Here is a 24,248-nt window from a genome sequence, read left to right on the forward strand (position 1 = left end):
TGCGGTCCCGAAATCGTTTTCAAGCGGTCGCGCGCACACTCGGTATGCCGACGGAATCGGACACTCATTATGACCCCTCGCTGGGGAACAAGTTCATCTTCGTCACCGGCGGCGTCATGTCGGGGCTCGGCAAGGGGATCACGGCCGCGAGCACCGGCCGGCTCCTCAAAAACGCCGGGTTCGACGTCACCGCGGTGAAGATCGACCCGTACCTGAACGTCGACGCGGGGACGATGAATCCCTACCAGCACGGGGAGGTCTACGTCCTCGAGGATGGCGGCGAGGTCGACCTCGATCTCGGGAACTACGAACGGTTCCTCGACATCGACATGACCTCGGATCACAACATCACGACGGGGAAGACCTATCAGCACGTCATCGAGAAGGAACGCGCGGGGGACTACCTGGGCAAGACGGTCCAGATCATTCCACACATCACTGACGACATCAAGCGGCGCATCCGCGAGGCCGCGGAAGGGACCGACGTCTGTATCATCGAAGTCGGCGGTACCGTCGGGGACATCGAGGGGATGCCCTACCTCGAGGCCCTGCGCCAGTTCGCCCACGAGGAACCCGAGGAGAACGTCCTCTTTACCCACGTGACCCTCGTCCCGTACTCGAAAAACGGCGAGCAAAAGACCAAGCCGACCCAGCACTCGGTCAAGGAAGTCCGGTCGATCGGCCTCCAGCCCGACGTGATCGTCGGCCGCTGTGAGGATCGGCTCGACCCCGAAACCAAGGAGAAGATCGCGCTGTTCTGTGACATTCCCACGGAAGCGGTGTTCTCGAACCCCGACGTCGAGGACGTCTATCACGTTCCCCTGATGGTCGAAGACGAAGGGCTCGACCAGTACGTCCTCGAGCACTTCGGGCTCGACGACGAGGCGCTCCCGGAGGGCGAGCGGGCGAACGACTGGCGTGAGATCGTCACCACCGAGAAGGAAGGGACGGTCGACATCGCGCTGGTCGGGAAGTACGACCTCGAGGACGCGTACATGTCGATCCACGAGTCGCTGAAACACGCCGGCTTCGAGGTCGGCGTGGACGTCGACGTCCACTGGGTGGCCGCCGACGAACTGAGCAAGGGCCACGACGGCCAACTCGAGGGAATGGACGGAGTCATCGTCCCCGGCGGGTTCGGAATGCGTGGCTCCGAGGGCAAGATCCGGGCGGTCCAGTACGCCCGCGAGAACGACGTCCCCTTCCTGGGCCTGTGTCTGGGCTTCCAGATGGCCGTCGTCGAGTACGCCCGGAACGTGCTCGGTCTCGAGGGGGCCCACTCCGCCGAGATGGAGGCGGACACGCCCCATCCCGTCATCGACATCCTGCCCGAACAGTACGAGGTCGAGGACATGGGCGGCACGATGCGACTCGGCGAGCACACGACCGTCATCGAACCCGAGACGCTGGCCTACGACCTCTACGGCGACACGTCCTGCTCGGAACGACATCGCCACCGCTACGAGGTCAACCCCGAGTACTTCGACCGCTTCGAGGACGAACCCCTCGTCTTCTCCGGTACCGCGGGCAACCGGATGGAGATCCTCGAGCTCGACGACCACCCGTTTTTCCTCGGCACGCAGTTTCACCCCGAGTACACGTCCCGACCGGGGCAGCCGAGTCCACCCTTCCTCGGGCTGGTCGAGGCCGTCCTCGAGGAACCCGATGCCGAGAGTGAGAGCGAACCCGACGATGCCGACGCCGAAACGGAGGTAACCCACTGATGGTAGATACCGAGACGTTCGTCCCCGACGCAGTCGCAGAGATCGACGAGAAAATCGGCGATGCGAACGCCGTCATCGCGCTGTCGGGCGGCGTCGACTCCTCGACGGCCGCCGCGCTGGCCTACGAGGCGATCGGCGACCAGCTCACGCCCGTCTACGTCGACACCGGGCTGATGCGGAAAGGCGAGACCGAGGAGATCCGCGAGACCTTCGGCTACATGGACAGTCTCCGGATCGTGGAGGCACAGGACCGCTTCCTCGACGCACTGGAAGGCGTCACCGATCCCGAGGAGAAGCGCCACATCATCGGCGAACAGTTCATCCGGGAGTTCGAGACGGTCGCCACGGACGTCGACGCCGACTATCTCGTGCAGGGGACGATCTACCCCGACCGCATCGAGAGCGAGGGAACGATCAAGTCCCACCACAACGTCGGCGGCCTCCCCGAGGTCGTCGACTTCGAGGGTATCGTCGAACCCATGCGCGACCTCTACAAGGACGAGGTCCGCGAGGTCGCACGCGAACTCGGCCTCGAGGAGATCATCTCCGAGCGCATGCCGTTCCCCGGTCCCGGCCTCGCCGTGCGGATCATCGGCGAGATCACCGCGGAGAAACTCGAGGTGGCCCGCGAGGCCAACCACGTCGTCGAGGAGGAACTCGAAGAATACGAGCCCTGGCAGGCGCTTGCTGCCGTCATCGGGAAGGCGACGGGTGTCAAGGGTGACAATCGGGTCCACGGCTGGGTCGTCTCCGTCCGCTCGGTCGAGTCACGCGACGGGATGACTGCCCGCGCCCAGGAGATCGACTGGGACACCCTCCAGCGCATCCAGTCCCGAATTACGGGGTCCCACGAGAACGTCGCCCGCGTCGTTTACGACGTAACCCACAAACCGCCCGCGACCATCGAGTACGAATGAGTTCCACGACGACCGCGGTCGTCGCCGGCCCCGACGACGACGGCATCGGCGCTGCACTCGAGGGCGAGGGTGTCGACGTGACCCGGCTCGATGGCGTCATCTCTCGACCCCAACTCGAAGAGGCGGGCGTCGTCGGGGTCGACCTGTACGTCCTGACCGACGTGGGACAGGCGACCACCATCCCGATCGTCTGTGATCTGAACGACGACGTGCGGACCGTCGTCTACGCGCGACGAACGGTCCCCGAGTTCGTCAAGGGGCAACTCGATATCGCGATCGATCCACAGTTGATGGATGCACACGTCGTCGCCGACGAACTGGTCGAGTGAGACGCTCCGGTGTCGCCGGGTCCCGGCGCACCCGCGACTCGCTGTGGCGCTGGGCCGCCACTGACTGACAGGCGTCCGTACGACAGCGTCGATCCGGTCTCCGGACGCAGTTTTTTCGGGACCGGAGTCGGCTATGAAGCCAGTATAAACTTTTTCGAGCCGGAATTCGGGCGGCTGAACTCGCGTTGAATTCGGCGTAATTCGGCGTAAAATCGGTATACCATCACCCCCGTTCAAGTGGTATCGGCCATCACGTCGTGATGGAGGTCGACGGGCAGATCCCACCGATGGCATCCACCGCCTTCCCGCGACTTCCAGCAATCCCACCACAGCACCCTTCCCCACCACTGCCAATCGATTCTCGCTGACGCGAGCCGCTCACCCACCCGGCTCGTGTCGCTTTTGGGAATCTGGCGTTCGGAACGCGGCGGGTTCCGCCGCGTTCCGGGGATGGACACCCTTTCATTGCTACGACTGGGTAGACCGACGTCCAGCGAATCGACCCCGGGATCGTTCCGATTTCGAGTCCGGAGCGCCGCGAGCGAGAGGAGCCACTGGAACGATTGACTCCGCAACGCTGTCGTGCGAGTCGGTGTGCAGTGACGTTCAGTTGCTACGAGACGTTCCCTCGGAACCCGTCGAGAACGGGGATTTCCTCGAGTCGCTCGTCGGCGAGCAGGTCCCAGTCGATCCCCGTCGGCTGGTCGCTCCCCTCGGGTCGGATCACCCGATCGGGCGTGACGACGAGATCCATCGCGACGTCGTGGTCCCCCATCGCGACGCGCTCGTCGATCAATTGCCGTTCGTGGATCGTCGTCGCCACCGGCGTGGACGCGTCGACGAGTCCGAGCTCTCGGAGCACGGCGTACTCGAGGTCGCTGTAGCCCTCGCCCTTGCCGATCCGGCCGCCGTCGTCGGTCGTGTGGCGATCGTCGCTCCCCGTCCGTGCGGACTCCGGCTCCGCGCTGACGGCGACGCTCCCGGAGACGATCAGATCGACGCGGTCGACCTCGTCGGGCCCCACCTGTTCGCCGTGCTCCGAGGAACCGGAGACGGTCGTCGCGGCGTCGTAGTCCTCGAGTGCCGCGGGATCGAGTTTCAGGAAACACTTCTCGTCTCGCAGTCGCGGCACCGCCATGTAGACCGTCTTCCCCTCGCGGAGCGCGCGCCGTCGGACGGGGAGTTGCGGCGCGTCGGGATTGGCCTTGATCGTCGTCGCGTCCGTCCACTCCGGTTGCTCGGCCAGCCGATCGGCTGCGTCGTCCGCCCCGGCGAAGTTCGGAATCCGGCCGTGGGGTGGAAACGGAAACCGGGCCTCGCCGCTCTCCTCGAGGTCGTCCCAGACGCGCTCGCGGATGGACTCCTTATCGGTGCCGTGGTCCCCTCGATCGTCGTCGGCGGCCCCCACGTCAGGCACCTCCGTCGGTCGCGTCGACTTCGGTTGGGTCTCCGGCCGCGGCGTCCGGGTCGTTTTCGGCGTCGTCGTCGGCCGCAGCGTCCAGGTCGTCCTCGGCATTGTCGTCGTCCTCGGTGTCCGGCTCGTCCTCCCGGAGACAGTCGATGATCTCGGGCGCTTCCGACAGGACGATCTCCTCGAGTGCGAGGCGGACCGCATCGGCGTTGCCGGGCAGACAGAAGACCGGCGTTTCGTCGGCGATGCCGGCAAGCGTCCGCGCGGTCACGGCGCTCGTCCCCACCCGGTCGTAGGCCAACACGGTGAAGAGTTCGCTGAAGGTCGCCAGCTCCTTGTCGAGTAACGGGGCGACGGCCTCGATGGCGACGTCGGTCGATTCGACGCCCGTCGCGCCGGCCGTGAGCACGACGTGGACGTCGTTGCGGTCGATCAATCGCGAGACGATCGACTGGACGGTATCGTGATCCGGGCCGACGTGTTCTCGCACCGTGACTTCGTTGCCGTCGGCCTCGAGGATCTCGGTGAGTGCCTCCCCGGGTTCGTCGGTCTCGAGGCTTCGATCCGAGGCGATCGTGAGGACACCGGTACAGAGCGTCCCGTCGCTATCGTCGGACGTCTCGTCCGCAGCCGTTTCCGTCATACCTCGTCTTCGGGAGGGAGTGGGTAAAGTACTGGGCGAAGAGGGGGCACGCCGCGTCGGGTTGCCAAACTGTTATGCATCGGCTTTCCGTTGCCTGCGTGTATGAAGGCAGTCCAATTCGCGGAACACGGCGACACGGACGTCATCGAGTACGGCGACTATCCCGACCCCGAAATCGATCGGGACGAGGTACTGGTCGACATCAAGGCGGCCGCCCTCAACCACCTGGACATCTGGACCCGGCGGGGAATGCCGGGGATCGACCTCGAGATGCCCCACATTCCGGGCAGCGACGGGGCCGGCGTCGTCGAGGACGTCGGCGAGGACGTCAGCCGCTTCGAGGAGGGCGACCACGTCGCGCTCTCGGCCGGCGTCGGCGACCTGCGGATGGACGACCCGACGCTCGACCCGCGCTTTCACATCATCGGCGAACACGTCACCGGCGTCCACTCCGAATACGCCGCGATCCCCGAGGACAACCTGATTCCCGTTCCCGACCACGTCGACTGGACGGTCGCCGGCTCGAGTTCGCTGGTCTTCCAGACCGCGTGGCGGATGCTCATCGAACGGGCCGACCTCGAAGCCGGCGAGTCGGTGCTCGTGTTGGGGGCCAGCGGCGGGGTCGGCCACGCTGCCCTCCAGATCGCCGACTACGCGGGCGCGGAGGTCTACGCGACCGGCAGTACGGCGGAGAAGCTCGACTACGCCGAGGAACACGGCGCGGACCACGTCTGTAACTACGAAGAGGAGGACTTCGCGGACTGGGTCCTCTCGGAGACGGGTGGTCGCGGCGTCGACATCGTCGTCGAACACGTCGGCGCGCCCACCTGGCAGAACTCGCTGAAGAGCCTGACCAAGGGCGGGCGACTCGTCACCTGTGGCGGTACCGGCGGCGGCAATCCCGAGACGGACATTCCGCGTATCTTCTGGAATCAGCTCCAGATCATTGGCTCGACGATGGCCACGCCCGATCAAGTCGACGACGTGTTGGAACTCGTCTGGGACGGGACGTTCGAGCCCGCGATCCGCGAGGAACTGCCGATGAGCGAAACCGCACGCGCCCACGAGATCATCGAGAACCGGGAAGGGTTCGGCAAAGTCGTCGTCCGACCGGACAGCGAACTCTAGACCACCCCGTCGACGCTTCCCGACCGCCCCGATCCGGTGGAACGTCAGGGTGGCCAACCGTGAGGGCTTTCACTCTGCGGTCGAACGATCCGATAGTGACCTCGAGCGACGACGGCGGCTACGTCCACGATCCTGCGGCGTTCGATGCCGGCGCGGACGACGAACAGGGGACCGATTCGTCGGCCGACGACGGAGACGGCGCCGATCCGCCCCATCCAGCGACGATCGACCGGGAGTTCGACTGGCGCGGCTGGATCCTCGTCGGTGTCCTGGTCTTCGCATTTCTCGTCGCCCCGATGGCGATCTATCTCTTCCCGCCGAGTGCGGAGGGGTATCGCTTCGCGTTGCTGATTCTCCCGCTCGCACCCGCGATCTTGCTCGCGATCACGGCCGTCTGGGCGACGACGCGGCCCTGAGCCGGGCCGACCGCGTGGCTGCTCGAGGGCGTTCGTCCCGTTCGTCTAATAAATCTACCAGCGAGTGTCTCCAGCGCTCGAGCGCTGGCGGCCGTTATGCCGGCGTCTCTTGGATCTCCTCGAGTCGTTCGAGGACGGCCGATCCGTGATCGACGTCCCGGTCGGGTGTCTCCTCGTGGTCGACGTACGTGGCGAGTTCCGCATAGATGCGATCGGCCTGCAGGCCGGTGAATCGTTCCGTGTCGCCGTCGGTCTCGAGTATCTCGATGACCTCGAGTACCCACTCGGGTGGTCGTTCGTCCGCGTCGAGGGCCTCGTCGAGGCGGGTCGACAGGACGTGGTGGACGACCCATTGCTCGTCTCTGGAGAGCGGGACTTCGTACGTCTCGGTTGTCGGTGGTGAGGAGCTCATTTCGTCGGACGGGACCGGGGTGGTCCTCGACCGAAGCTACGAACACCGTCCTAATAAGCCTTGTCACAGTGTGGCATAGTTGCTGGGAACTCGCCGGGCCAGCGGCGGGGTCGGCCACCCGGCGTCTCGAGCGGGAGTCGCCGGTCCGTCGCTCCGAACGGTCACGCTGGCGATCAAAAGCTACTAACAGAATCGGATCCACCACTCAGGTAGGAGCCGACGGTGATTGATTTCGCGACGGTATCCGGCAAGATCGCGACCGGACGCATCGGCTATACGCTCTCGCAACTCGTCCCCGCCACGCCGATCTGGGAGCGTGAGTGGGACGTCTGTTGCGTCCTCGACGGCTGTCGCCTCGATCTCATGCGTGAGGTCGCGAGGGCCGGCCATCCGGCGCTGCCCGACGCCGACGGGGTCGATTCGCTGTGGTCGGTCGGGTCCCAGTCCGCCGAGTGGATGGACCGAACGTTCGCCCCGCAGTACCGCGAGGAGATGGCCCGGACCGCCTACGTCACCGGCAACCCCTTCTCCTCCCAGCCCTGCGAGCACATTCTCGTCACCTCCGACGAGGTCCTCCCGCTCGAGGCCGACGACTTCGGCGTCTTCCACGAGGCCTGGCGGGAGGAGTGGGTCGACGACGACATCTCGACGATCCCGCCCGACCCGCTGACCGACGCCGCGATCGCGATCTGGCGCAACCGGGCGGAGCTGGGCGTCGACCGCGTACTGATTCATTACATGCAACCCCACGCCCCCTTCCGGTCGCAACCGGGCTGGTTCTTCGGCTCGGCCGACATCGAACACTGGGGGCAGTTCACCGACGGGGACGACGAGGAGGAGATCGACCTCGCGGACCTCGAGCCGGAGGAACGCGAGGCACTGGAGGCGCTGGCCGAGGCCGAAGCCGAGGAAGACGACGACACGGACTCGATGAACGACCCCTGGATCAAACTTCGGAACGGCGAACTCTCCTACGACGCGGTCTGGGCGGCCTACCGGGACAACCTCGAGTGGGTGCTCGACGACGTCGCGCGACTCCTCGCGAACTGCGACGGACGGGTCGCGATGACCAGCGATCACGGCAACGCCATCGGCGAGTTCGGCGTCTGGTCGCACCCGCCCGGAACGCCAGTTCCCGCCCTGCGCCGGGTGCCCTGGGCGGTCAGCGAGGGGCAGGATCGCGGGACGTGCGATCCCGCCCTTCCGGATGGACTCCGCGACGACGACCCGGCCAGCGCGAACGAACCCGCGGTCGAATCGCGCCTCGAGGCGCTGGGTTACCGATGACGACCCCCCTTCGCGACGCGATTTACGCCGTTCGGAAAGCTCGGTTGGGGCTCGAGCGCCGTCGACTCGACTACGGCCGGGAGACGCGCGAGCGGGCCGAGCGGCTGGCCGACGTGCTCCCGGCGTCGGCCGCCGAACTGCGGGCGTACGAGCAGGAATACGACGACCTCGAGTGGTTCCACGAGAGCTACGCCGACCGGGTCGCCGAGATCCACGAGGCCGGCGTCGCCACCGACACGACCCACTGGCGCGATGGGGTGACGCTCTACGTCGTCTGTCGCGCACTCGCGGTCGAGACGGTCGTCGAGACCGGCGTGCTCTTCGGGTCGTTCGACGCGCACATCCTCGCCGCACTGTCCGAGAACGGCGGCGGGACGCTCTACGCGGTGGATCTCCCCGGCGGACCGCCCGGCCCCTTCGAGTACGGCCACCTGATCCCGGATCGCTGTCGGGACCACTGGGAGCTTCGCGAGGGCGACGCACGCGAGGTACTCCCGGAGCTACTCGAGACCGTCGGCCCCGTCGACCTCTTTCTGCACGACTCGGACCACCGGTTGCCCCACATGCGATTCGAGTACGAGACGGCGCTCGCTCACCTCACGCCGGGGGGCGTGCTCGCGAGCCACGACGTTCGTCTCTCGAGGCTGTTCGATCGATTTACCGAGGCCAACGGCCTTCGATCGTGCGTCGTCTGTGATACCGGCATCGGGCGGCTCCCGTCCTCGAGCGCTCGGCCGGACTCGAGCCGGTCGTGACGGGGCCGCCGATTCCGGGACCGACCGGAGACCTTACTCGACGACGACTGCGCCTTTCATTCCCTGTTCTCGGTGGGGCTCACAGACGTAGAGGTACGTCCCCGTCTCCTCGAACTGGTGTTCGAAGGTGATGCCCTCCTCGTCCGTGATTTCGGTCTCGAAGACGGGTTCGTCCGCGCCGGTCGCGCCCTCGATCTCGAGTTCTTCCTCGTCTTCGGGCACGTGGACGACGTTGTGACTGCCGCCCTCGCCGGTCCACTCCCAGACGACCGTCGCGTCCTGGTCGATGCGGATCGCGGGCGGATCGAACTGGAGGCCGTCGTCCCCGGCCCCGACGTCGACCGTGACCTCGTCCTCCCCGGTGAGGTCCTCGGTTTCCTCGTAGTCGTCGACGTCGTCGAACCAGTCGCCGTAGTCCGGTTCCTCGTCGTCCTGTGCGCTCACGGTGGCACCGAGCCCGCCGAGTGCGAGGCTCGAGCCGATCGCTTTGATCGTCGTTCGCCGATCGAGTAGCCGCATACGTAGCTCGTGGTTGGCCGGTGAGTAAACTCGAGTCCTTACCCTTGCAACGGGCGGGGTCGATCGACCTATAGTAGCAACTGACAGTCATTGCACACCTGATCGCACGACAGCGTTGCGATCAGTGTGTAAATCGTTTCAGTTGCTACTATAGTTCGGACCAAACCGGCAGGTCGTATCGGTTCATCGGAGAGCGATGATCGGCCAAGCGCTCGATCGGCCTGAGAGAGACACACGACGAGATACGACTCGTATGGATATTCGTGACGCGAATTCTATCGACGTGCAACGTCGGTGGGCTGGGGAACACGTCTCGTTCAGCTATTCGATGAGTTCAGTGACGCTATCGACAGGTGAATAATACCCGTTCTTTTCGACTCACGTCGTATGCCAGGATTCTGCTTCTGCTACAGATATTTCTTCGTTCTCGATCCCACGAATAAGGATCCCGAGCGACCCGGTACACGGAACATCGACCGTTTCTGCTGCCGATCGAGCTTCCATGTCATCCGTCGCTAGTGCCCATCCGTGATCTCGTGCGTAGGCGAGAGCGTGCCGTTCGCCGTAGTCTAATTTCTGGATTTGCTGGATCGATCGGTCCTGAACGCTCCCTACCGGAATCGTCTCCGTCTGGCCGCTCCCAGTCAAATATCGGAGCGCCTCCTCGAGATAGGGACGACCCTGTTTACTCCCCCGTTCGAGTTCCTCTTTCACAGCAGCTACTGACAGCGGGTGAGCGAACGTAGCGGTGAGGAATCCGACAGAATCCGATGCAGCGTAGTTCGACAGGACGGTCGTATCTAACACAACTCCCTCGATCGAATCACTACTGTCGGAGTCGTCCGTCATTCGATTCGGCGGGCAACATCGATTTCGTCGTCGATGTCTTGTCGAGTCGCTGGCCCATGTCGGGGAACGACATCGGCCTCCAGCAAGATGTCACGAAATTCCCCCGGATCTATTCCCAACCGGTCTGCACCTTCCGTAACGGTGAGTTCGCCGAGAACGTGCAACCCAACGACAGTAGCGACCTCTTCGTCGTCGAAGGTCTGAGAGGGGGACATCGTATTCTTCACTAGATGGAGTACGACTATAACAGTTGTTCTGCCAGATCAGGGACTTCCCTCGAGGGAGGACGCCGTCCCGTTTCCCAGGATCTGACGGCCGTCGTGCGAGCGGGTGTGCAGTGACGTTCAGTCGCCACTCGAGTCCTCGTCTCGAGTCCCACTCGACCGATCGGCCCCCTCCCCTCGAGTGGTCCCCTCCGTTATCGCGTCGTGGTCGGGTCGTCGCTCGCGGAGGACGGCGAGCCGGTCGGCGCGCTGGACGAGCAGCGCGCGCCCGGCACCCGTGAGGCGATAGGCGTGGACGGAGCCCGGGAAGCCATCGCGCGTCGTGACGAGGTCGCGATCGACGAGCGCGCGCAGGCTCGACTCGAGTCGGCCGGGGCTGACCCTCGGATACCAGCGCTCGATGGTCTCCGCGATCCCCCAGGGATAGCAGGGGTAGCCCTCGTGTTCGCGGCGGGCGACGGCCTCGAGACAGTCGCGCTGGAAGCCGGTGAGTTTGGCCCACGCGCGCCGGTCGTCCGTGGTATTTGGGGGCGATGCGTCTGCTCGAGCGGGACGTTCAAGATCCCGCGAATCGTCGTCTGACATGGCTTTCGGCAGGGTACGGAAGCCACGCGGGCCGGTGGTAGGGCACCGGGTCCGCATTTTCGAGGACCGATGTGGGTAGTCGTGGGTCCGTCTGGCCTCCGTTGCTCTGATTAACGGACGGAGAGGACTTATAATTGACCCTATATGGGATCAAATAGAACTCGTATAATCCCATTCAACTGCATGCCACCTGCAGTTATGATAGGAAAGCGTGACTTCCGACTGAATGCGCCCGCTGGTTTCGTGGATGACGAAGTCTGATCCCGCGATTCTCGAAATTTTCGAGGAAGCGGGGATCGCTATTCCCCCAGCGGTTGCAGAATACAATTTGGAGGGCGTTTCAAAATCTACGATCAAAAGACGCCTTCCTGTTTTAGTGGATCACGATCTACTGGAAAAAGTAGACGACGATCGAGGCTATTACCGAATTACGGATCGAGGTCGCGCCTATCTCGAGGGGGAACTGGAAAGTGACGACCTCGAACCATCGTAACGAACTCGTACCCACGATACCTGAAATCCTGTCTTTTCGACTCGCTGAATAACCTATTTCGGACCAAAATCAGCGGAACACGCTGGCTGCTCGAGAAAACTAATAGGCCAACCGGTGGATGGATTCGATATATACACATAACGAATAGCGGTTTGTGTGCATATTCGGGGATCGGATTCTGTCGACATGCAACCCCTTAGGCGGGGACGGTCCAAGGAGCGATGCTATAATTCTTGGCTCTGTTGAAATGGCGGTGTTCAGATAAGGATGAAGGATGAGGCGGTTCGTTTTCTGAGTGATCTATGCCCGAAAACGACCGCCTCAACGGTTGTTTAGACGAGATCAACTTAGAGTTTGTTGAACGAGAAGCGACACCGCGATTGCTGATGAAGCTCAGTATTCAACTGCACCTCGCTGGACTTTCGCTTTCGAATACTGTCTCTGTTCTTGAGGTATTCGGTGTCAAACGCGCTCGGTCTACTGTTCACAATTGGGTACACAAGGCCGATCTACAGCCCGAATCTGGCCGGTGTCCGGATCACGTTGCGGTTGACGAGACCGTGATCCGACTGAACGATGAGCAGTATTGGCTGTACGCCGCAATCGATCCAGAGACAAACGAATTGCTCCATACAAAGCTTGAACCGACAACAACGAAGGTTCTCGCTCATTCGTTTCTTACGGAACTATCCGAGAAACACAACGTCTCTGACGCCGTGTTTCTCGTTGATGGGTCGCACTCGTTACAAGATGCATGTCAGCGCCACGGCTTCGATTTCAGATACGAAAAGCATGGAAATCGAAATGCTGTTGAACGTGTCTTTAGAGAGATAAAACGACGAACACTCTGCTTCTCAAACTGCTTCAGCAACGCCGAAGCAGAAACTGCCGACGACTGGCTCAGATCGTTCAGCTTCGCATGGAATCAGCTTATCTGAACACTACCGTTGAAATCCTCACAGGGTTACAGGCTCGACAGCTAGTGTAAGTGAATGCAGGCCCTCCCAAAGTCACGATTGCTCCAGTTCGTTGAGCAGGCAGTCCACTTGGCCCGACGAACTGTCGCTCACTACTCCTCGAAGTTCTCGAAACGACGCTACACACTCCACCAGCACATCGTTCTACTCTGTCTCAAAGTTCGGAAGAACACGACGTATCGGGCGCTTCTCGACGAACTCATCGAGATGCCCCGCATTCGGAGAGCCATCAACTTGGACGAACTCCCGTCACCCTCAACGTTGTGCAAAGCGTTCAACCGACTCGATATGGCTGTCTGGCGTGTTCTGCTTAACCTCTCGGTCACGCTTCTCCCGACTAACGGTATCGTTGGGATCGACGCTTCAGGGTTTGACCGGAGTCACGCCTCGAAACACTACACGAAGCGAACGAAGCTAACGATTCAGCAGTTGAAGGTGACTCTTCTGGTGGACACGAGGTCGAACGCGATTATCGACGTACACGTAACGACGACACGAAAGCACGACTCAAAGATTGCACCGTCGCTCATCAAGCGGAATACCGGGGACGTAGCGGTTCTCCTTGGCGACAAGGGATACGACGACCAGAAGGTTCGCGCAGTAGCCTGTGAGACCGGTGTTCGACCGCTCATCAAGCACCGCGAGTTTTCGTCGCTCCACAAGGCGTGGAATGCTCGACTGGATGCTGATCTCTATGGTCAGCGTAGTCAGAACGAGACTGTGAACTCCCGACTCAAACGCAAGTACGGTGCGTTCGTCCGGTCACGGCACTGGTGGAAACAGTTTCGAGAACTCGCTATCACCTGCGTTGTTCACAATATCGACCGATCATTCTAACCGGTAGATACAGGCAAACCACCAAACAAGACTCCCGTAACACACCTACGTGGGCGATCGCCCCAACTTATCACGAACCCAAACGCTTCCACCCGGACTGGCGCTGCAAGCATGGGTCGGCCAGCGTGAGGTCCGTAGACTCGTCCGGGACTCGTCCAGCAATGGGCGAGTCCCCGACGAGTGCCTGCGCGTTACGACCCCAGCTGGGACCCGGGTTACGACAGCGTAACGACCTCGCGTCGTTCCTCGACGCCACTCCAGCGGGTCGTTCAGGGCGCGACCCAACACATCCCTTTATTGTTGGATTGCCTGTACGAGGTTGGTTCCGAGTAGATAGATGAGATAGGCGAGTATGCCGTATGAGAGGAAAAAGGAGACTTGTTGGAACCATCTGGCGGGTTGGTTCTCGAGGCTGTTTATTAGTATCATTGCTGCTAAGGCAGCTAGAATGATAAATCGTCTGTCGTCTTTTTCCATGTTTGGGTTCGATTATTGCAGCGTAAAAATGGTGTTGGAATCGTGCGTGCTGTCCAGCGGTTCTTCGACAGTTCAACTGATGTATTTTCAGGTGTTGTCTGGGATTTCTTTCAGAGCATCTTTATTCCAAGAATCAGCTTCAACTGGAATAGTGATGTCAACGGAGCTAGCATTTTTTGAAATGCTAGTGTTGAATATCGGGTCGAATTGGGAGACGTTGCCGATCGACCAGGTGTGTTCGAACCGCGTCTGGACGTTTGCGGGGCCGTCTGCCTGACGTTCGATTTCGATATTTGCATGGCCGTACTGTCGCTGGGGCCAGTACACGCTGACGCCGGTGGATTCCTGTGCGTGGTCGAAGATTCGGAATCCGATGCCGTTGTTGTAGTCACCGATGAGTGGGCCGTTGGACACCTCCATGTAGTCGACGTATTTTCCGCCTTCGAGGGTGTGGCCGTCGGTGTGGGTGACGGTCCCTGACGGCATGTCGTACTCGTGCGTGACTTCGTAGTCGAGGGAGTTGGGATCGTATTTGAAGTGGGAGTCGTCCCAGGCAAGAATCAGTGCGTCCGTGGGTTCGGGGCCATCGAAATCTGAGTTTCGGGTGAGGTTCCAGCCCGTACTGAGGTGCCAGACGCCATCGGTATAGGTTTCGTACAGGAGGGTGCTGATCTTGTTCGATTCGGGGTTGGTGAAGAAGTCTTGGGTTGAGATGCCATCTTCGTCGTTGGTTGAGTCTGCTGCGCTGGGGTCGTCGGAGATTGGGACGGAGTGTTCGGCGTGTTTGTGCGGGATGCCGGCGTCTTCGAGGATTTCAACTGCTTTGGAGGTCTCCTGTTTTTGGAAGAGGGTTTTTGCCTTTTCTCGTGGGTCGTCGGTGGTGGTTGCGGTTGCGAGACCGGTGGTCGCTGTGGTGCTGAGGGAGAGGGCGGACAGTTTCAGAGCGGTTCGTCTCGTCAAGTACCGCCCGGAATTACCATCGGCCATGAAAATAGTAATTGTGAACTGAGGAACTAAAACATTGTGGAATTACTTTCCATTTGTTAAATAGAAACACACAGAGAATCACCCCAATGATGTCTGTAGAACCTCCGAAACACCTAAACAGGACCATACATACCGCACCCTACTCAATAATTGACAGAGCGAGCCTTCCCTCTGGATGGCGGGCCTCAGTCCGGAACCCACCGATTCCTTGTTTTGGGAACGACGCCATATCTGGCGGTCGAGTTCACTGTCGACGAATCCCATTAGTTCGCACGCCTACCTCACAGCAGTTTCATCAGATGAGATGTCTAACGAATAGGATTTCAACAGAGCCTAATTCTTCTAAGACTCCGTATTATCTGTCTCAACAGTTATGGCCAACTCTGTGGATAGATTTTCAGAGGAATGCTCTAATAGCTCATTGATTGTCTGAAGGCACCGTTCAATTTCGGACTCTAACTCATTTGGTGTCTTGTTTAGTGCCTCTACAGGATCTCCGTGTATCAGCTGATTTCTAAATTTTCGGAGGTGAACCATTTCACTTTTCAGCCCTTCGTCAATAATTCCCGTACGCAAAAGTAATTCTTCTCGGACAGTTTGGTTTAGATCTCTCTCTAAGAGATCCTGAGTCTTATTCGATTCCTTAAATTCATCAACAATCATATGGTCTCTGAGAAGTTCTGCTGAATACTCTTGCATCATTTCCGACGCGATAGAAAACAGGAGTATTAACTTATCAGAACTAGTCTGAATGTTTCTAGCTTTTTGAGCCACAGCCCCTGCATCGTCACCGAGATCGTCAGAGATCATAGATATCTCGTCTTCAAATTCTGTGACTTCTTTGTAGGCGTCGGCAGCGACTTTTATAAGACGTAGTCGTGAGAGTGTACCTCTTGTCGCGTCCTTATCTTCTATATTTATTTCTTCAAACGATTCAGCATCATCCAAGATAATATCCAAAATCAAACTGAATTCGATCCGTTCTGCTTCTTCAGGCTCAATGGTTTGCTCATCGAGTTCATTACTCATTGGTCAAAGACTGTGTTTTAGCCTAAAGAACATTCATGTCTGAATTCCCTCTCTAAGCAGGCTCGGTAAATTTTCACTAGCGCGGCGCACAGAGCGCGTGCCGCGCAATTGCCCTTTCCCCTCAGGGGTACTACTCCAGTTGAGACAGTGATTCTGAATGGACCTTCCTTGAAATATTGTAGAACCGATTCATTAACTCAAGATATTCCTCACTCTTTTCCACCGTAAGTGGGTCCATCTCAGTTCGAGGAGGTAGATTAAATTGATCTATATCCCACGCCACATTTTGAAGATTCCTTAGGTCATTTATCAATTCATCAGTAGCAAGCCCCGGTCTATTGATGTTGAATTGCCTGATTTCATTATCTGGAAGACGACCCTTGCAGCGTGTCGCGTTAGTATACGGGATTTCATCGCCCTTTTCGTAATCTTGAACATATTGTTCATATGACCGTATCGCCCTATCGGTTAATGAAACAACTTCATGATGGAATTCTCTCTTGTCCGTCTGGTTTTGAGACCGGCTTTCAAGCAGGAAGTCAACAATTTTGGGGGCAATACCGCCGATAATCGCTGCTGAAGCCGCAATGACCGATTCTGATGGCATGATATACACTCAGATAGATTGCCAATAAAAGCATGGAATACGACCCCCGTTTCATGTGATTCAACTGGAGGACTGCTGTGCGGAGGTGGGACGGGGCACTGTAATTTTTTGGTACTGTCCCCTTGGGGACACAGCTATCGATCCGCTACGATGATCTCGTCAGAATCGTCCTCGTCTTCGAGTTGTAGAATCGCCTCTTCGACTTCCTCCTGCGTCGCTTCGTCCATTGGCTATCCCCTTACCAAGTATCTCGGAGGCAGACTCCGTAAAGTAGTCTCAGCGCATTCACACTGAGAAAATGCGCCCCTTCCTCAGAGCCGCCGCTCGGTCCGGTTCCGACGGTCCCAGCACTCTCGAGCACTACAGTTCACTCCCTTTCCGGCAGGGGATCAGTAAACAGATCCGCGGCCGGCGACACCCCCGACAGCGCGTCCGCGGCCAGCACCGCCGCCCCGCCCGTCCACGTCGGCCGCTCGCCCGGCCAGAACTCCTCGTCCTCGAACTGATACCCCGTCCAGAAGACCCCCTCGTCGTCGGTCCACTGGAAGAGCCACTCGTAGATCTCACGCGCGCGTTCTGCCTCGCCGACCGCGGCCAGCGACACGACCAGTTCGCAGGATTCCGCGACGGTCACCCAGGGCTCGTCCGCCACGCAGCGACAGCCCAGTCCCGCCTCGAGGTAGCGATCCATCCCCGCCTCGAGGCGCTGTCGCGCCGGGTCGCCGCCCAGCACGCCACAGAGGACGGGATAGAACCAGTCCATCGCGTAGCGGGACTTGCTCTCCCACGTGCGATCGAAGCGGTCGGGCCGCTCGCGGATCGCGGCACCGAGGTCGGCGCGGGCCGCGAGCCAGCGCTCGCGAGCGTCGGTGTGGCCCAGTTCCGCGGCGATCGCCGCCCCGCAGGCCAGGCTCTTGTAGATCGAGGCACAGCCGGCGACGAGGGCGTCCTCGTAGACCTCGCCGTCCGCGCCGACGGTCCAGTAGATCTCGCCGGTCGCGGCCTGCTGGGCGCAGGCGAATTCGAGGGCGTCGCGGACGGTCGGCCAGAGCGTCTCGAGGAACGCCCGCTCGCCGGTACACAGGTAGTGGTGCCAGACGCCGACCGCGACGTAGGCGCTGCGGTGGGTCTCCTTGCGGGGTTCGTCGCCGGCGTGTGCGCCGTCGCCCGCCTCGGCCTCGCCGTAGGTCGCCCACAGCGATCCGTCCTCGTGCTGGGCGTCGGCGATCCACCGGTAGGCCCGACGGGCGGCCTCGTGGCGCTCGGCGACCGACAGCCCCATCGCGCTCTCGACGTGATCCCAGGGATCGGCGGGGCCGTCGGGATACCAGGGGATGAGCCCGTCCGATCGCTGGACGCGTTCGATGTAGTCGACTGCGGGCGCGAGCTCCCAGTCGGCGAGCGACCGTCCCGAGGCGACGTTGCTCACGCCGCCCCCTCCAGCTGGAAGTAGTAGACGACGCTCTTCCCGACGACAGGATCGAGCGCCCGCTCGAGCAGCCGGACCGGGCGGGGGGATTCCAGCACGTCCCACTCCAAAAACCGGTCGTAGGCCCGCAAGGGCAGCGGCGGGTCGCCCCGCTCGTCGCGGTCCCACCAGAGACACTTCAGCCACCAGTAGGGCGCGTGCAGGGCGTGGGCGAAGTGGCCGTCGACCCGCCGGAACCCGCGGTGTTCGATGGCGGCCTGTAACTCCTCGCGGTCGAAAATACGGACGTGACCGCCCTCGACCTCGTGGTACTCGTCGGAGAGCGCCCAACAGACCCGCTCGGGGCCGGCTCGAGGCACGCTCACCGCGAGCGTGCCCCCTGGCGCACAGACACGCCGGAGTTCGTCGATGGCGGCCTCGTAGTCGGGGATGTGCTCTAAGACCTCGGTACAGCAGACGACGTCGAACGCGCCGTCCTCGAAGGGGAGCCTGAGCGCGTCCCCCGACAGGAAGGTCACCGGCACGTCCGTCTCGCCGGCGATGTACTCCTCGTAGTCCGCCTGGGCCGCGTGCAGGCTCTCCCGTTCGAGGTCGAGCCCGACGACTTCGGCGACGTTCTCGAGGGCGGCGGCGTGGACGTGACGGCCCTCGCCACAACCGACGTCGAGGACGCGCAGACTCGGCGTCAGGGTCATCCGGTCGAAATCGATCGTCTCCATCTTATCCCACCTGTGACTGCGTTTCGATCGCGTTGCGGTACGTTCGGACCGTCTCGCGGGCGGCCCGATCCCAGTCGAACTCCTCGACGATGCGTTCGCGGCCCTGCTCGCCGAGGCGCTGACGGCGCTGCTCGTCCGTGAGCAGTTCCCGAATCCCCTCGGCTAACGCGTCGGGTTCGCCCGGTTCGACGAGTACCCCCGCGTCGCCGACCACTTCGGGGAGCGCGCCGCCGGTGGTGGCGACGACCGGAACGCCACAGGCCAGTGCCTCGCCGGCGGGGAGGCCGAAGCCCTCGTACAGCGACGGGACGACCGCCACGTCGGCGGTGCCGTAGAGCTCGATCATCCGCTCGTAGCTGATCTCGCTGTGGGTTTCGATCGCCTCCTCGATCCCGAGTTTCGAGACGAGTCGGGCACAGTCGCCGCCCTCGTCGAACTCCCCGACGACGACGAGTTCGGCGTCGACGTCTCCCCGAACGGTCGCGAAGGCCTCGAGCAGGTGTCGTGTTCCTTTCAGCGGGACGTCGGCGCTGACGGTCGTCATCACGCGCGGGCGGTCGTGCGTGCGCTCGCGGGGTTCGAACAGTTCGGTGTCGATCCCGTTGTAGACGACACGAACCGACTCGGGGTCGGCCCCGAAGTCGGTGACAGTGCGGTGTCTGGCCGATTCGGAGACGGTCAGGATGTGTGGGAGCTCCTGGACGACCTCGCGTTGCATCCGGAGGAAGCGATACCAGCGACGGATCAGCAGGCGTTCCCCCCAGCTATCGGCCGCGGCGAGGTCGGCCTCGCGGTCGACGGTGATCGGATGGTGGACGGTCGCCACGACCGGGTGGCCCCGCTCGCGGAGCGTGTTGAGGCCGTGACACAGCGACTGATTGTCGTGGACGACGTCGTACGACGGCTCCTGCTCCTCGAAGTAGTCGACGACCCGGCGGCCGAAGGCGTAGGGATCCGGAAAGCCACCGGTGAGCGCGCTGAGCCACTCGTAGAGCGCGAGGGGGTCGCCGAGATAGGCGGGCTCGAACTGTCCGAGCCTGTCGAGTTCGTCGACGATGTTCTCGCCGGGGAGTTTCACCAGTCCGACGTCGTCGTCGAGTTCGGGGTAGGGTTTCCCCGAGATCACGTCGACGGAGTGGCCGCGGGCGGTCAGCGCCCGACTCAGATATTTCACGTAGACGCCCTGTCCGCCGGAATACGGGTTCGATCGATAACTGAGGAGACAGATATCGAGGGACTCGTCGGCGACCCGCCCCGTCCCGGGCGTGGGCTCCGATTCCGCCGTCGCCCCCGCGGCGGTCGATCCGTCCGCCGACGCGGACGACGCGATCGTACTCCCCCGGAGAAGCCGTCTGAGCGTGCCAGTGACCATCGCAGTCTATCCTGCATGTGTGAGCACTCCCCTATAAACCTCCCGTTCGTGTACTGTTTTCCGGCGGCGTTCGGTCTCGAGCGGAGGCCATGCGCCGATCGGGCTCGGGCACCGGCGTCGCCCTCCGTGGGCTCGAGTGCTCAGTCGCGGTCGGGTCCGTCGTGGTTTCGCGGCGGCTCCCTCGATGTGGTGTTTGCCCCCGGCTCCGGCCGGTGTCGGTCGGTTCGGCCGTCGAGTCTCACCGGACGTCCCGTCGCATCGCGATCTCGAACCACGGACAGAGCCGAAGCTGGCGGTACCACTCCGGATTGGAGTGCAGTCGCTCGTAGGGGACCCACATCAGCCCGGCGACCTCCTCCTCGTTGGGGTCGAGGCTGCGGTCCGTCAGCGTCAGTTGCAAGACGGCACAGACCTCGTGTTCGACGCCCGCGTTCTCGAAGTAGCGTTTGTACTCGAAGCGATCCGTTAGCTCCAGGTCGTCGTACTGATCGGGGGTGATCCCCAGTTCCTCCTCGAGTCGCTGGCGGGTCGCTTCCTCCTGGCTCTGTCCCTCGACGGGGTGGGAGGCGACGGTGCCGTCCCAGTACGTTCCCCAGAGACGTTTGTCCGGCGCTCGCTGGGCGAGGAGAACGTTCCCCTCGCCGTCGAAGACCAGCGACGTGAAGGCCCGATGGCGGATTCCCTCGCCGGTATGGGCGTCGAGTCGGTTGACGAGTTCGAGTTCGGTGTCGTCGGCGTCGACGGCGATCACGTCCTGTCCGGCGTTCTCGTGTTGGAGGTCCTCCTCCGGCGTGCTCATAGTCGTACACTCACGACGACTCTTGAAACCAGTATCGTCTCGTCCCGACGGTTTCGAATCGATACAGTCCGTCTATCCGCGCGTCTCGAGGGGCCACCGCTTCCCGTCGTCCGGATCCGGTCGATAGCCATCGCCGACGGCGATGGTGAGCGTCGCCGGCTCCGTCCCGAGGTGGATCGTTTCGGTCTCGAGCATCTCGCCGTCGAGGCTGTACTCGATGGCGTCGGCGTGGCTCTCGATCACCAGCGACGACGCCCGACGGCGGACGATGTGCGTGCTTTTCTGGCCGAACAGGCCCTCGAGGGCCGCGCCGCCGAGCAGATCGGTCGTCGCCGCGTCCTCGATGATCGTCACCTCGAGGAGGCCGTCTTCGACGTTTGCCTGTGCGGTTCGCGCCCCGGTAAAGCGCCGACAGTTCCCGACGAGGACGAACAGCGCCTCGCCCTCCCAGGCCCGCGCCCGCTCGCCGTTGAGTCCCGTCGCGGTCTCCACTCGCAGCGGGAGCGAGTCGAACTCGCCGACCGTCTCGAGGGTGGTTTTCACGTAGGCGAGCACGCCCAGCTCCGCCTTGCTCTCGGTGGTCGTCTCGCTGCTCGCCTCGGCGGTGATCCCGCCGACACAGGAGTTGACGAACACCCGACCGTTCGCCGTGCCGACGTCGATCTCCCGCCGGCGGCCGTCCTCGACGACGGTAAAGGCGTGCTCGAGGCCCTCGATTCCGACGTTCGCGGCGAAGTTGTTCCCCGTCCCCGCGGGGACGACGGCGACGGCGGTCGTCTCGAGGGCCTCCGCGTCGGCGATGCCGTTGACGACGGCGTTGAGCGTGCCGTCGCCGCCGGCCGCGGCGACGAGATCCGCGCTCGGGGCGGCCTCGCGGGCGAAGCGCTTCGCGTCGCCGCTCTCCTCGGTCGTCCGGACCTCGAACCCGTGTTCGGTCGCGAGGCCGACGACCTCGTCGACGTGATCCCCGCCCCCGCTGACGGGGTTGAGAACGAGAACGCGGCCGCTCGTCTCGTGAGATGGCATACTGCAGCCCATGCCGGCCGCATCCAAAAGGATCTGGCCGGCGTTTGCCCCGGTATGTATACGGTCGATCTCCACGCGCACACGCGATTCTTCCACGGTCGGCGCTCGCTTGGCGACCGGTTCGATCCGCTGGGCGTTCGCTTGCTCGCCGGGATGGCCAAGCGCCGCGGCCTCGACGGCGTCGCGACGACGAACCACGATTACTACACGGCGTTCGATCCCTCCCCCGCGGTCGCGACGCTGCCGGGGATCGAGATCACGACCGACCGCGGCCACGTCCTCGTCGTCGGCCCCGATCCCCCGGCGGCGACGAAACCCGGCGCGCTCTCCCCCGAGGAGGCGGTCGCGCTGGCACACGACCGGGACTGCGCCGCCATCGTCGCCCACCCGTTTCGGAACAGTACGGTGCGAGAACTCGAGGAGGTCCCCTTCGACGCGATCGAGGTCAACGGCAAACACCCCCGCTCGCAGCCGCTCGTGGAGGAACTGGCCGCCGAGCGGGACCTGCCGCTGGTCGGCGGCAGCGACGCCCACTACCCCTTCGAGGTGGGCCGGGCGTACACGGTCGTCGAAGCGGACCGGCTCACGCCCGAGTCGATCGTCGACGCGATCCGCAACGGCCGAGTGAGCGCACGGGTCGCCCGGTCCGGCTTCGACCGCCTGCTCCGTCGGGCCTACCGAGCGATCCACGAGCGCAAACACGTGATCGACGCGATCGAACGGCCGACGCCGGGTGTCGGGACGCCGCCAGGTGAAGAAGAGTCCGACTGAGAGATGTCGATCAGTCTCCCTGTGATCTCAGTCTACTGATGTCGAACTATCCTATGGTCGCACTTAATCAGTAATCAACACGAATACTAGAGTACCTAGTTCCCAGATCCTCTGGTTGATAAAACCTCTCTGCCGGCATGAAATTGGTTTGTGTAATACCTCCCTTAAGTCCGTTAAATGCTACCTCCATTCGAACACCAATTTCTATGTCACCTGATTCAATATCCGTAGTCATTTCATAATCCAAGTATGACTTGTCTCCTATGACACCATCATTAGGACCAAACTCCTCGTCCACATCACCGCTATTTGTGAGATATGGTATTTCAGCTATACCTGTATCGACATCCATCAATAATGTTGATTCTTCGCCTGAATCATCTCTTATGAACCCTTCTGCTGTTACAGAACCTCCCATTCCAACAGTCGAAATCACTCCCATGATACTCCCATCATATTTTATTGTAGCATTAGAAATGTCCTCATCAACTGATTTCTCTTCATAAACTTCTGCTGTAGCACTAGCGTCTACTGTTAAGTATGTACTTTGCTGTGCGACACCACATCTATTGTCACTAGTTTTATAATTTGCACCGACGGTGTTAATAACTGGGATCCCTTGGTCAAGGTCTTCTGTACCATCGTCTGAAGTACCAATATGCCATGATCCACTGTTTAGAGATATTGGGCTTGAATCCTGAGTAGGACCCTCGTTAGCAATGTATTCTTCTTCTTTTTCTGATGTTTTTCTTTCGAATTCATTCAATGAAAAATCCTTCTGATATTTTTCTCCATCTACTTTATTAATTAATGTGGCTGATCCTGAGGGGGAGTGTGAATCGTTCACAGACATAGCGGACAGTTCTTGTTTTTCATCAAATTTAAGTATAGTCTCCGTACGTGTACTATATTCGTCCTCGAAATGGAGGTGTTGATGGAATTTCACCATGTCCATTTCGTAATCCTGATCGAATGCAGAATAACGTTTTCCAGTAGTGTCAACGATGACTTCGTCTTCGTCATTCAAGAAATATCCACGTCCGATACGAAGCGTCCCGTGTTTCTCGATTAACTTCTTAATATGTTCTTGAGGATCTAATTCAGATCCGTTTTTTGATTTAGCAGAAGCTGTTCCTACCATTGTAGTACTGACTGTAACTATTCCTTTTATCGCGTCCCTTCGTGTTGGGAATCTATCTGATTCCATTCCATCTTCTACTCATGGGGTTATAGTATAAATAACTAATTATTCTATACTAAATTTTATTTGAGCCATAATTTATATAATATCCTGCTTAGGAGCCATTATAAAAGCGACCACATAGTATTCCTGAAATAGACTACTACCAATAGATAGCTAACAATAAGAACGCCAGTAATACTGAAGATGCCAATTATGGCGGAAGGATTCCCATTCATCGTTTGTGTATATTCGTTTAGGATTCCGGAAACGACTGATATCGCGAGAATCACAGCCCACATAACCATAATCGCGTAGCCAAGTTCGTCAAGGTGCGACGTTCTTG

28 protein-coding genes are annotated in these 24,248 nt (G+C 60.9%); 11 read left to right on the forward strand and 17 right to left on the reverse strand.

Translation table 11 applies throughout. The features are described 5' to 3' along the window. Positions 1-44 precede the first annotated feature (44 nt). From pyrG to CP557_RS19120, 3 genes are read left to right on the forward strand one after another with little or no spacing between them, the layout of a single operon-like run. Entirely contained in the window at positions 45-1,724 is a 1,680-nt protein-coding gene (gene pyrG, locus CP557_RS19110) for a glutamine hydrolyzing CTP synthase (protein ID WP_097381374.1), read from the forward strand. Then, entirely contained in the window at positions 1,724-2,641 is a 918-nt protein-coding gene (guaA, locus tag CP557_RS19115; RefSeq protein WP_097381375.1) for a glutamine-hydrolyzing GMP synthase, read from the forward strand. The genes pyrG and guaA overlap by 1 nt, the downstream gene beginning before the upstream one ends. Further along, positions 2,638-2,970, forward strand: a complete 333-nt coding sequence (locus CP557_RS19120) for a DUF7126 family protein (protein ID WP_097381376.1) — start codon at positions 2,638-2,640, stop codon at positions 2,968-2,970. Before guaA ends, CP557_RS19120 begins: the two co-directional genes overlap by 4 nt. 613 nt (positions 2,971-3,583) lie before the next feature. Here CP557_RS19120 and CP557_RS19125 read toward each other — a convergent pair. Both CP557_RS19125 and CP557_RS19130 read right to left on the reverse strand, forming a co-directional pair. Beyond that, the gene (locus CP557_RS19125) at positions 3,584-4,378 is read right to left on the reverse strand and encodes a 5-formyltetrahydrofolate cyclo-ligase (RefSeq protein ID WP_245853095.1); all 795 of its coding nucleotides are present in this window, start codon (positions 4,376-4,378) and stop codon (positions 3,584-3,586) included. Position 4,379: 1 nt separating this feature from the next. Further along, positions 4,380-5,024 (reverse strand): MogA/MoaB family molybdenum cofactor biosynthesis protein, encoded by a 645-nt coding sequence (locus CP557_RS19130; RefSeq protein ID WP_097381378.1) that lies wholly within the window; start codon positions 5,022-5,024, stop codon positions 4,380-4,382. A gap of 102 nt (positions 5,025-5,126) precedes the next feature. Between CP557_RS19130 and CP557_RS19135 the strand changes: the two genes are divergently transcribed. Continuing rightward, positions 5,127-6,152, forward strand: a complete 1,026-nt coding sequence (locus CP557_RS19135) for a zinc-binding dehydrogenase (protein ID WP_097381379.1) — start codon at positions 5,127-5,129, stop codon at positions 6,150-6,152. Positions 6,153-6,247: 95 nt separating this feature from the next. Continuing rightward, positions 6,248-6,568 (forward strand): hypothetical protein, encoded by a 321-nt coding sequence (locus tag CP557_RS19140; protein ID WP_097381380.1) that lies wholly within the window; start codon positions 6,248-6,250, stop codon positions 6,566-6,568. 94 nt (positions 6,569-6,662) lie between these two features. Here CP557_RS19140 and CP557_RS19145 read toward each other — a convergent pair whose 3' ends face one another. Continuing rightward, the gene (locus CP557_RS19145; protein WP_097381381.1) at positions 6,663-6,980 is read right to left on the reverse strand and encodes a DUF7853 family protein; all 318 of its coding nucleotides are present in this window, start codon (positions 6,978-6,980) and stop codon (positions 6,663-6,665) included. Positions 6,981-7,205: 225 nt separating this feature from the next. Here CP557_RS19145 and CP557_RS19150 point away from each other — a divergent pair, with 225 nt between their 5' ends. Together CP557_RS19150 and CP557_RS19155 are read left to right on the forward strand one after the other, a co-directional pair. Next, complete coding sequence (locus tag CP557_RS19150) at positions 7,206-8,267, forward strand: alkaline phosphatase family protein (RefSeq protein WP_097381724.1); 1,062 nt, start codon at positions 7,206-7,208, stop codon at positions 8,265-8,267. Beyond that, entirely contained in the window at positions 8,264-9,022 is a 759-nt protein-coding gene (locus tag CP557_RS19155; protein WP_097381382.1) for a class I SAM-dependent methyltransferase, read from the forward strand. The genes CP557_RS19150 and CP557_RS19155 overlap by 4 nt, the downstream gene beginning before the upstream one ends. 33 nt (positions 9,023-9,055) lie before the next feature. Here the strand turns inward: CP557_RS19155 and CP557_RS19160 are convergent, their stop codons facing one another. From CP557_RS19160 to CP557_RS19175, 4 genes are all read right to left on the reverse strand, one after another. Beyond that, complete coding sequence (locus CP557_RS19160; RefSeq protein ID WP_097381383.1) at positions 9,056-9,541, reverse strand: halocyanin domain-containing protein; 486 nt, start codon at positions 9,539-9,541, stop codon at positions 9,056-9,058. Positions 9,542-9,919: 378 nt separating this feature from the next. Next, entirely contained in the window at positions 9,920-10,390 is a 471-nt protein-coding gene (locus CP557_RS19165; RefSeq protein WP_097381384.1) for a hypothetical protein, read from the reverse strand. After that, on the reverse strand, positions 10,387-10,605 hold the full coding sequence (locus CP557_RS19170) for a hypothetical protein (RefSeq protein WP_097381385.1): 219 nt from the start codon (positions 10,603-10,605) through the stop codon (positions 10,387-10,389). Before CP557_RS19170 ends, CP557_RS19165 begins: the two co-directional genes overlap by 4 nt. Positions 10,606-10,734: 129 nt before the next feature. Beyond that, positions 10,735-11,199, reverse strand: coding sequence for a PadR family transcriptional regulator (locus CP557_RS19175; RefSeq protein WP_097381386.1), 465 nt, complete (start codon positions 11,197-11,199; stop codon positions 10,735-10,737). Positions 11,200-11,425: 226 nt separating this feature from the next. Between CP557_RS19175 and CP557_RS19180 the strand changes: the two genes are divergently transcribed. The 3 genes from CP557_RS19180 to CP557_RS19190 all read left to right on the forward strand — a co-directional run bounded on the left by CP557_RS19180 (position 11,426) and on the right by CP557_RS19190 (position 13,506). Then, entirely contained in the window at positions 11,426-11,692 is a 267-nt protein-coding gene (locus CP557_RS19180) for a helix-turn-helix transcriptional regulator (RefSeq protein WP_097381387.1), read from the forward strand. Positions 11,693-11,994: 302 nt separating this feature from the next. After that, positions 11,995-12,630: an IS6 family transposase gene (locus CP557_RS19185; protein WP_097378791.1), complete on the forward strand. Its 636-nt coding sequence runs from the start codon at positions 11,995-11,997 to the stop codon at positions 12,628-12,630. Between the two features lie 54 nt (positions 12,631-12,684). Further along, positions 12,685-13,506, forward strand: a complete 822-nt coding sequence (locus tag CP557_RS19190; RefSeq protein WP_097381388.1) for an IS5 family transposase — start codon at positions 12,685-12,687, stop codon at positions 13,504-13,506. A 294-nt stretch (positions 13,507-13,800) separates the two neighbouring features. On the opposite strand, the gene CP557_RS19195 is transcribed toward CP557_RS19190, so the two are convergent. The 9 genes from CP557_RS19195 to CP557_RS19230 form a co-directional block, all read right to left on the reverse strand. Continuing rightward, positions 13,801-13,983 (reverse strand): hypothetical protein, encoded by a 183-nt coding sequence (locus tag CP557_RS19195; protein ID WP_097381389.1) that lies wholly within the window; start codon positions 13,981-13,983, stop codon positions 13,801-13,803. Between the two features lie 87 nt (positions 13,984-14,070). Next, positions 14,071-14,970 (reverse strand): hypothetical protein, encoded by a 900-nt coding sequence (locus CP557_RS19200; protein WP_143825097.1) that lies wholly within the window; start codon positions 14,968-14,970, stop codon positions 14,071-14,073. A 342-nt stretch (positions 14,971-15,312) separates the two neighbouring features. Then, positions 15,313-15,999 (reverse strand): hypothetical protein, encoded by a 687-nt coding sequence (locus tag CP557_RS19205; RefSeq protein ID WP_097381391.1) that lies wholly within the window; start codon positions 15,997-15,999, stop codon positions 15,313-15,315. Positions 16,000-16,129: 130 nt separating this feature from the next. After that, complete coding sequence (locus CP557_RS22280) at positions 16,130-16,606, reverse strand: hypothetical protein (RefSeq protein ID WP_143825098.1); 477 nt, start codon at positions 16,604-16,606, stop codon at positions 16,130-16,132. A gap of 367 nt (positions 16,607-16,973) precedes the next feature. Beyond that, the gene (locus CP557_RS19210; RefSeq protein WP_097381392.1) at positions 16,974-18,035 is read right to left on the reverse strand and encodes a prenyltransferase; all 1,062 of its coding nucleotides are present in this window, start codon (positions 18,033-18,035) and stop codon (positions 16,974-16,976) included. Next, complete coding sequence (locus CP557_RS19215) at positions 18,032-18,754, reverse strand: class I SAM-dependent methyltransferase (RefSeq protein ID WP_097381393.1); 723 nt, start codon at positions 18,752-18,754, stop codon at positions 18,032-18,034. The genes CP557_RS19210 and CP557_RS19215 overlap by 4 nt, the downstream gene beginning before the upstream one ends. A 1-nt stretch (position 18,755) precedes the next feature. After that, on the reverse strand, positions 18,756-20,126 hold the full coding sequence (locus CP557_RS19220; protein ID WP_097381394.1) for a glycosyltransferase family 4 protein: 1,371 nt from the start codon (positions 20,124-20,126) through the stop codon (positions 18,756-18,758). A gap of 238 nt (positions 20,127-20,364) precedes the next feature. Next, on the reverse strand, positions 20,365-20,925 hold the full coding sequence (locus CP557_RS19225; protein ID WP_097381395.1) for an NUDIX hydrolase: 561 nt from the start codon (positions 20,923-20,925) through the stop codon (positions 20,365-20,367). Between the two features lie 72 nt (positions 20,926-20,997). Further along, positions 20,998-21,951, reverse strand: a complete 954-nt coding sequence (locus tag CP557_RS19230; RefSeq protein WP_097381396.1) for a diacylglycerol/lipid kinase family protein — start codon at positions 21,949-21,951, stop codon at positions 20,998-21,000. Between the two features lie 54 nt (positions 21,952-22,005). Between CP557_RS19230 and CP557_RS19235 the strand changes: the two genes are divergently transcribed. Continuing rightward, positions 22,006-22,722, forward strand: a complete 717-nt coding sequence (locus CP557_RS19235) for a PHP domain-containing protein (RefSeq protein WP_097381397.1) — start codon at positions 22,006-22,008, stop codon at positions 22,720-22,722. Between the two features lie 67 nt (positions 22,723-22,789). Here CP557_RS19235 and CP557_RS22285 read toward each other — a convergent pair whose 3' ends face one another. Beyond that, complete coding sequence (locus CP557_RS22285) at positions 22,790-23,929, reverse strand: hypothetical protein (RefSeq protein WP_143825099.1); 1,140 nt, start codon at positions 23,927-23,929, stop codon at positions 22,790-22,792. Between the last annotated feature and the right edge of the window lie 319 nt (positions 23,930-24,248).

The sequence above is a fragment of the Natrinema ejinorense genome, assembly GCF_002494345.1.
Lineage (GTDB): Archaea > Halobacteriota > Halobacteria > Halobacteriales > Natrialbaceae > Natrinema > Natrinema longum.

Excerpts from the sequence above, each read along its gene's own strand:
- pyrG (WP_097381374.1), top strand. The coding sequence starts at position 45 with ATGCCGACGGAATCGGACACTCATTATGACCCCTCGCTGGGGAACAAG.
- guaA (WP_097381375.1), top strand. The coding sequence starts at position 1,724 with ATGGTAGATACCGAGACGTTCGTCCCCGACGCAGTCGCAGAGATCGAC.
- CP557_RS19120 (WP_097381376.1), top strand. The coding sequence starts at position 2,638 with ATGAGTTCCACGACGACCGCGGTCGTCGCCGGCCCCGACGACGACGGC.
- CP557_RS19130 (WP_097381378.1), bottom strand. The coding sequence starts at position 5,024 with ATGACGGAAACGGCTGCGGACGAGACGTCCGACGATAGCGACGGGACG.
- CP557_RS19135 (WP_097381379.1), top strand. The coding sequence starts at position 5,127 with ATGAAGGCAGTCCAATTCGCGGAACACGGCGACACGGACGTCATCGAG.
- CP557_RS19145 (WP_097381381.1), bottom strand. The coding sequence starts at position 6,980 with ATGAGCTCCTCACCACCGACAACCGAGACGTACGAAGTCCCGCTCTCC.
- CP557_RS19155 (WP_097381382.1), top strand. The coding sequence starts at position 8,264 with ATGACGACCCCCCTTCGCGACGCGATTTACGCCGTTCGGAAAGCTCGG.
- CP557_RS19160 (WP_097381383.1), bottom strand. The coding sequence starts at position 9,541 with ATGCGGCTACTCGATCGGCGAACGACGATCAAAGCGATCGGCTCGAGC.
- CP557_RS19165 (WP_097381384.1), bottom strand. The coding sequence starts at position 10,390 with ATGACGGACGACTCCGACAGTAGTGATTCGATCGAGGGAGTTGTGTTA.
- CP557_RS19170 (WP_097381385.1), bottom strand. The coding sequence starts at position 10,605 with ATGTCCCCCTCTCAGACCTTCGACGACGAAGAGGTCGCTACTGTCGTT.
- CP557_RS19175 (WP_097381386.1), bottom strand. The coding sequence starts at position 11,199 with ATGTCAGACGACGATTCGCGGGATCTTGAACGTCCCGCTCGAGCAGAC.
- CP557_RS19180 (WP_097381387.1), top strand. The coding sequence starts at position 11,426 with ATGCGCCCGCTGGTTTCGTGGATGACGAAGTCTGATCCCGCGATTCTC.
- CP557_RS19185 (WP_097378791.1), top strand. The coding sequence starts at position 11,995 with ATGCCCGAAAACGACCGCCTCAACGGTTGTTTAGACGAGATCAACTTA.
- CP557_RS19190 (WP_097381388.1), top strand. The coding sequence starts at position 12,685 with ATGCAGGCCCTCCCAAAGTCACGATTGCTCCAGTTCGTTGAGCAGGCA.
- CP557_RS19195 (WP_097381389.1), bottom strand. The coding sequence starts at position 13,983 with ATGGAAAAAGACGACAGACGATTTATCATTCTAGCTGCCTTAGCAGCA.
- CP557_RS19200 (WP_143825097.1), bottom strand. The coding sequence starts at position 14,970 with ATGGCCGATGGTAATTCCGGGCGGTACTTGACGAGACGAACCGCTCTG.
- CP557_RS19205 (WP_097381391.1), bottom strand. The coding sequence starts at position 15,999 with ATGAGTAATGAACTCGATGAGCAAACCATTGAGCCTGAAGAAGCAGAA.
- CP557_RS22280 (WP_143825098.1), bottom strand. The coding sequence starts at position 16,606 with ATGCCATCAGAATCGGTCATTGCGGCTTCAGCAGCGATTATCGGCGGT.
- CP557_RS19215 (WP_097381393.1), bottom strand. The coding sequence starts at position 18,754 with ATGGAGACGATCGATTTCGACCGGATGACCCTGACGCCGAGTCTGCGC.
- CP557_RS19220 (WP_097381394.1), bottom strand. The coding sequence starts at position 20,126 with ATGGTCACTGGCACGCTCAGACGGCTTCTCCGGGGGAGTACGATCGCG.
- CP557_RS19225 (WP_097381395.1), bottom strand. The coding sequence starts at position 20,925 with ATGAGCACGCCGGAGGAGGACCTCCAACACGAGAACGCCGGACAGGAC.
- CP557_RS19230 (WP_097381396.1), bottom strand. The coding sequence starts at position 21,951 with ATGCCATCTCACGAGACGAGCGGCCGCGTTCTCGTTCTCAACCCCGTC.
- CP557_RS19235 (WP_097381397.1), top strand. The coding sequence starts at position 22,006 with ATGTATACGGTCGATCTCCACGCGCACACGCGATTCTTCCACGGTCGG.
- CP557_RS22285 (WP_143825099.1), bottom strand. The coding sequence starts at position 23,929 with ATGGAATCAGATAGATTCCCAACACGAAGGGACGCGATAAAAGGAATA.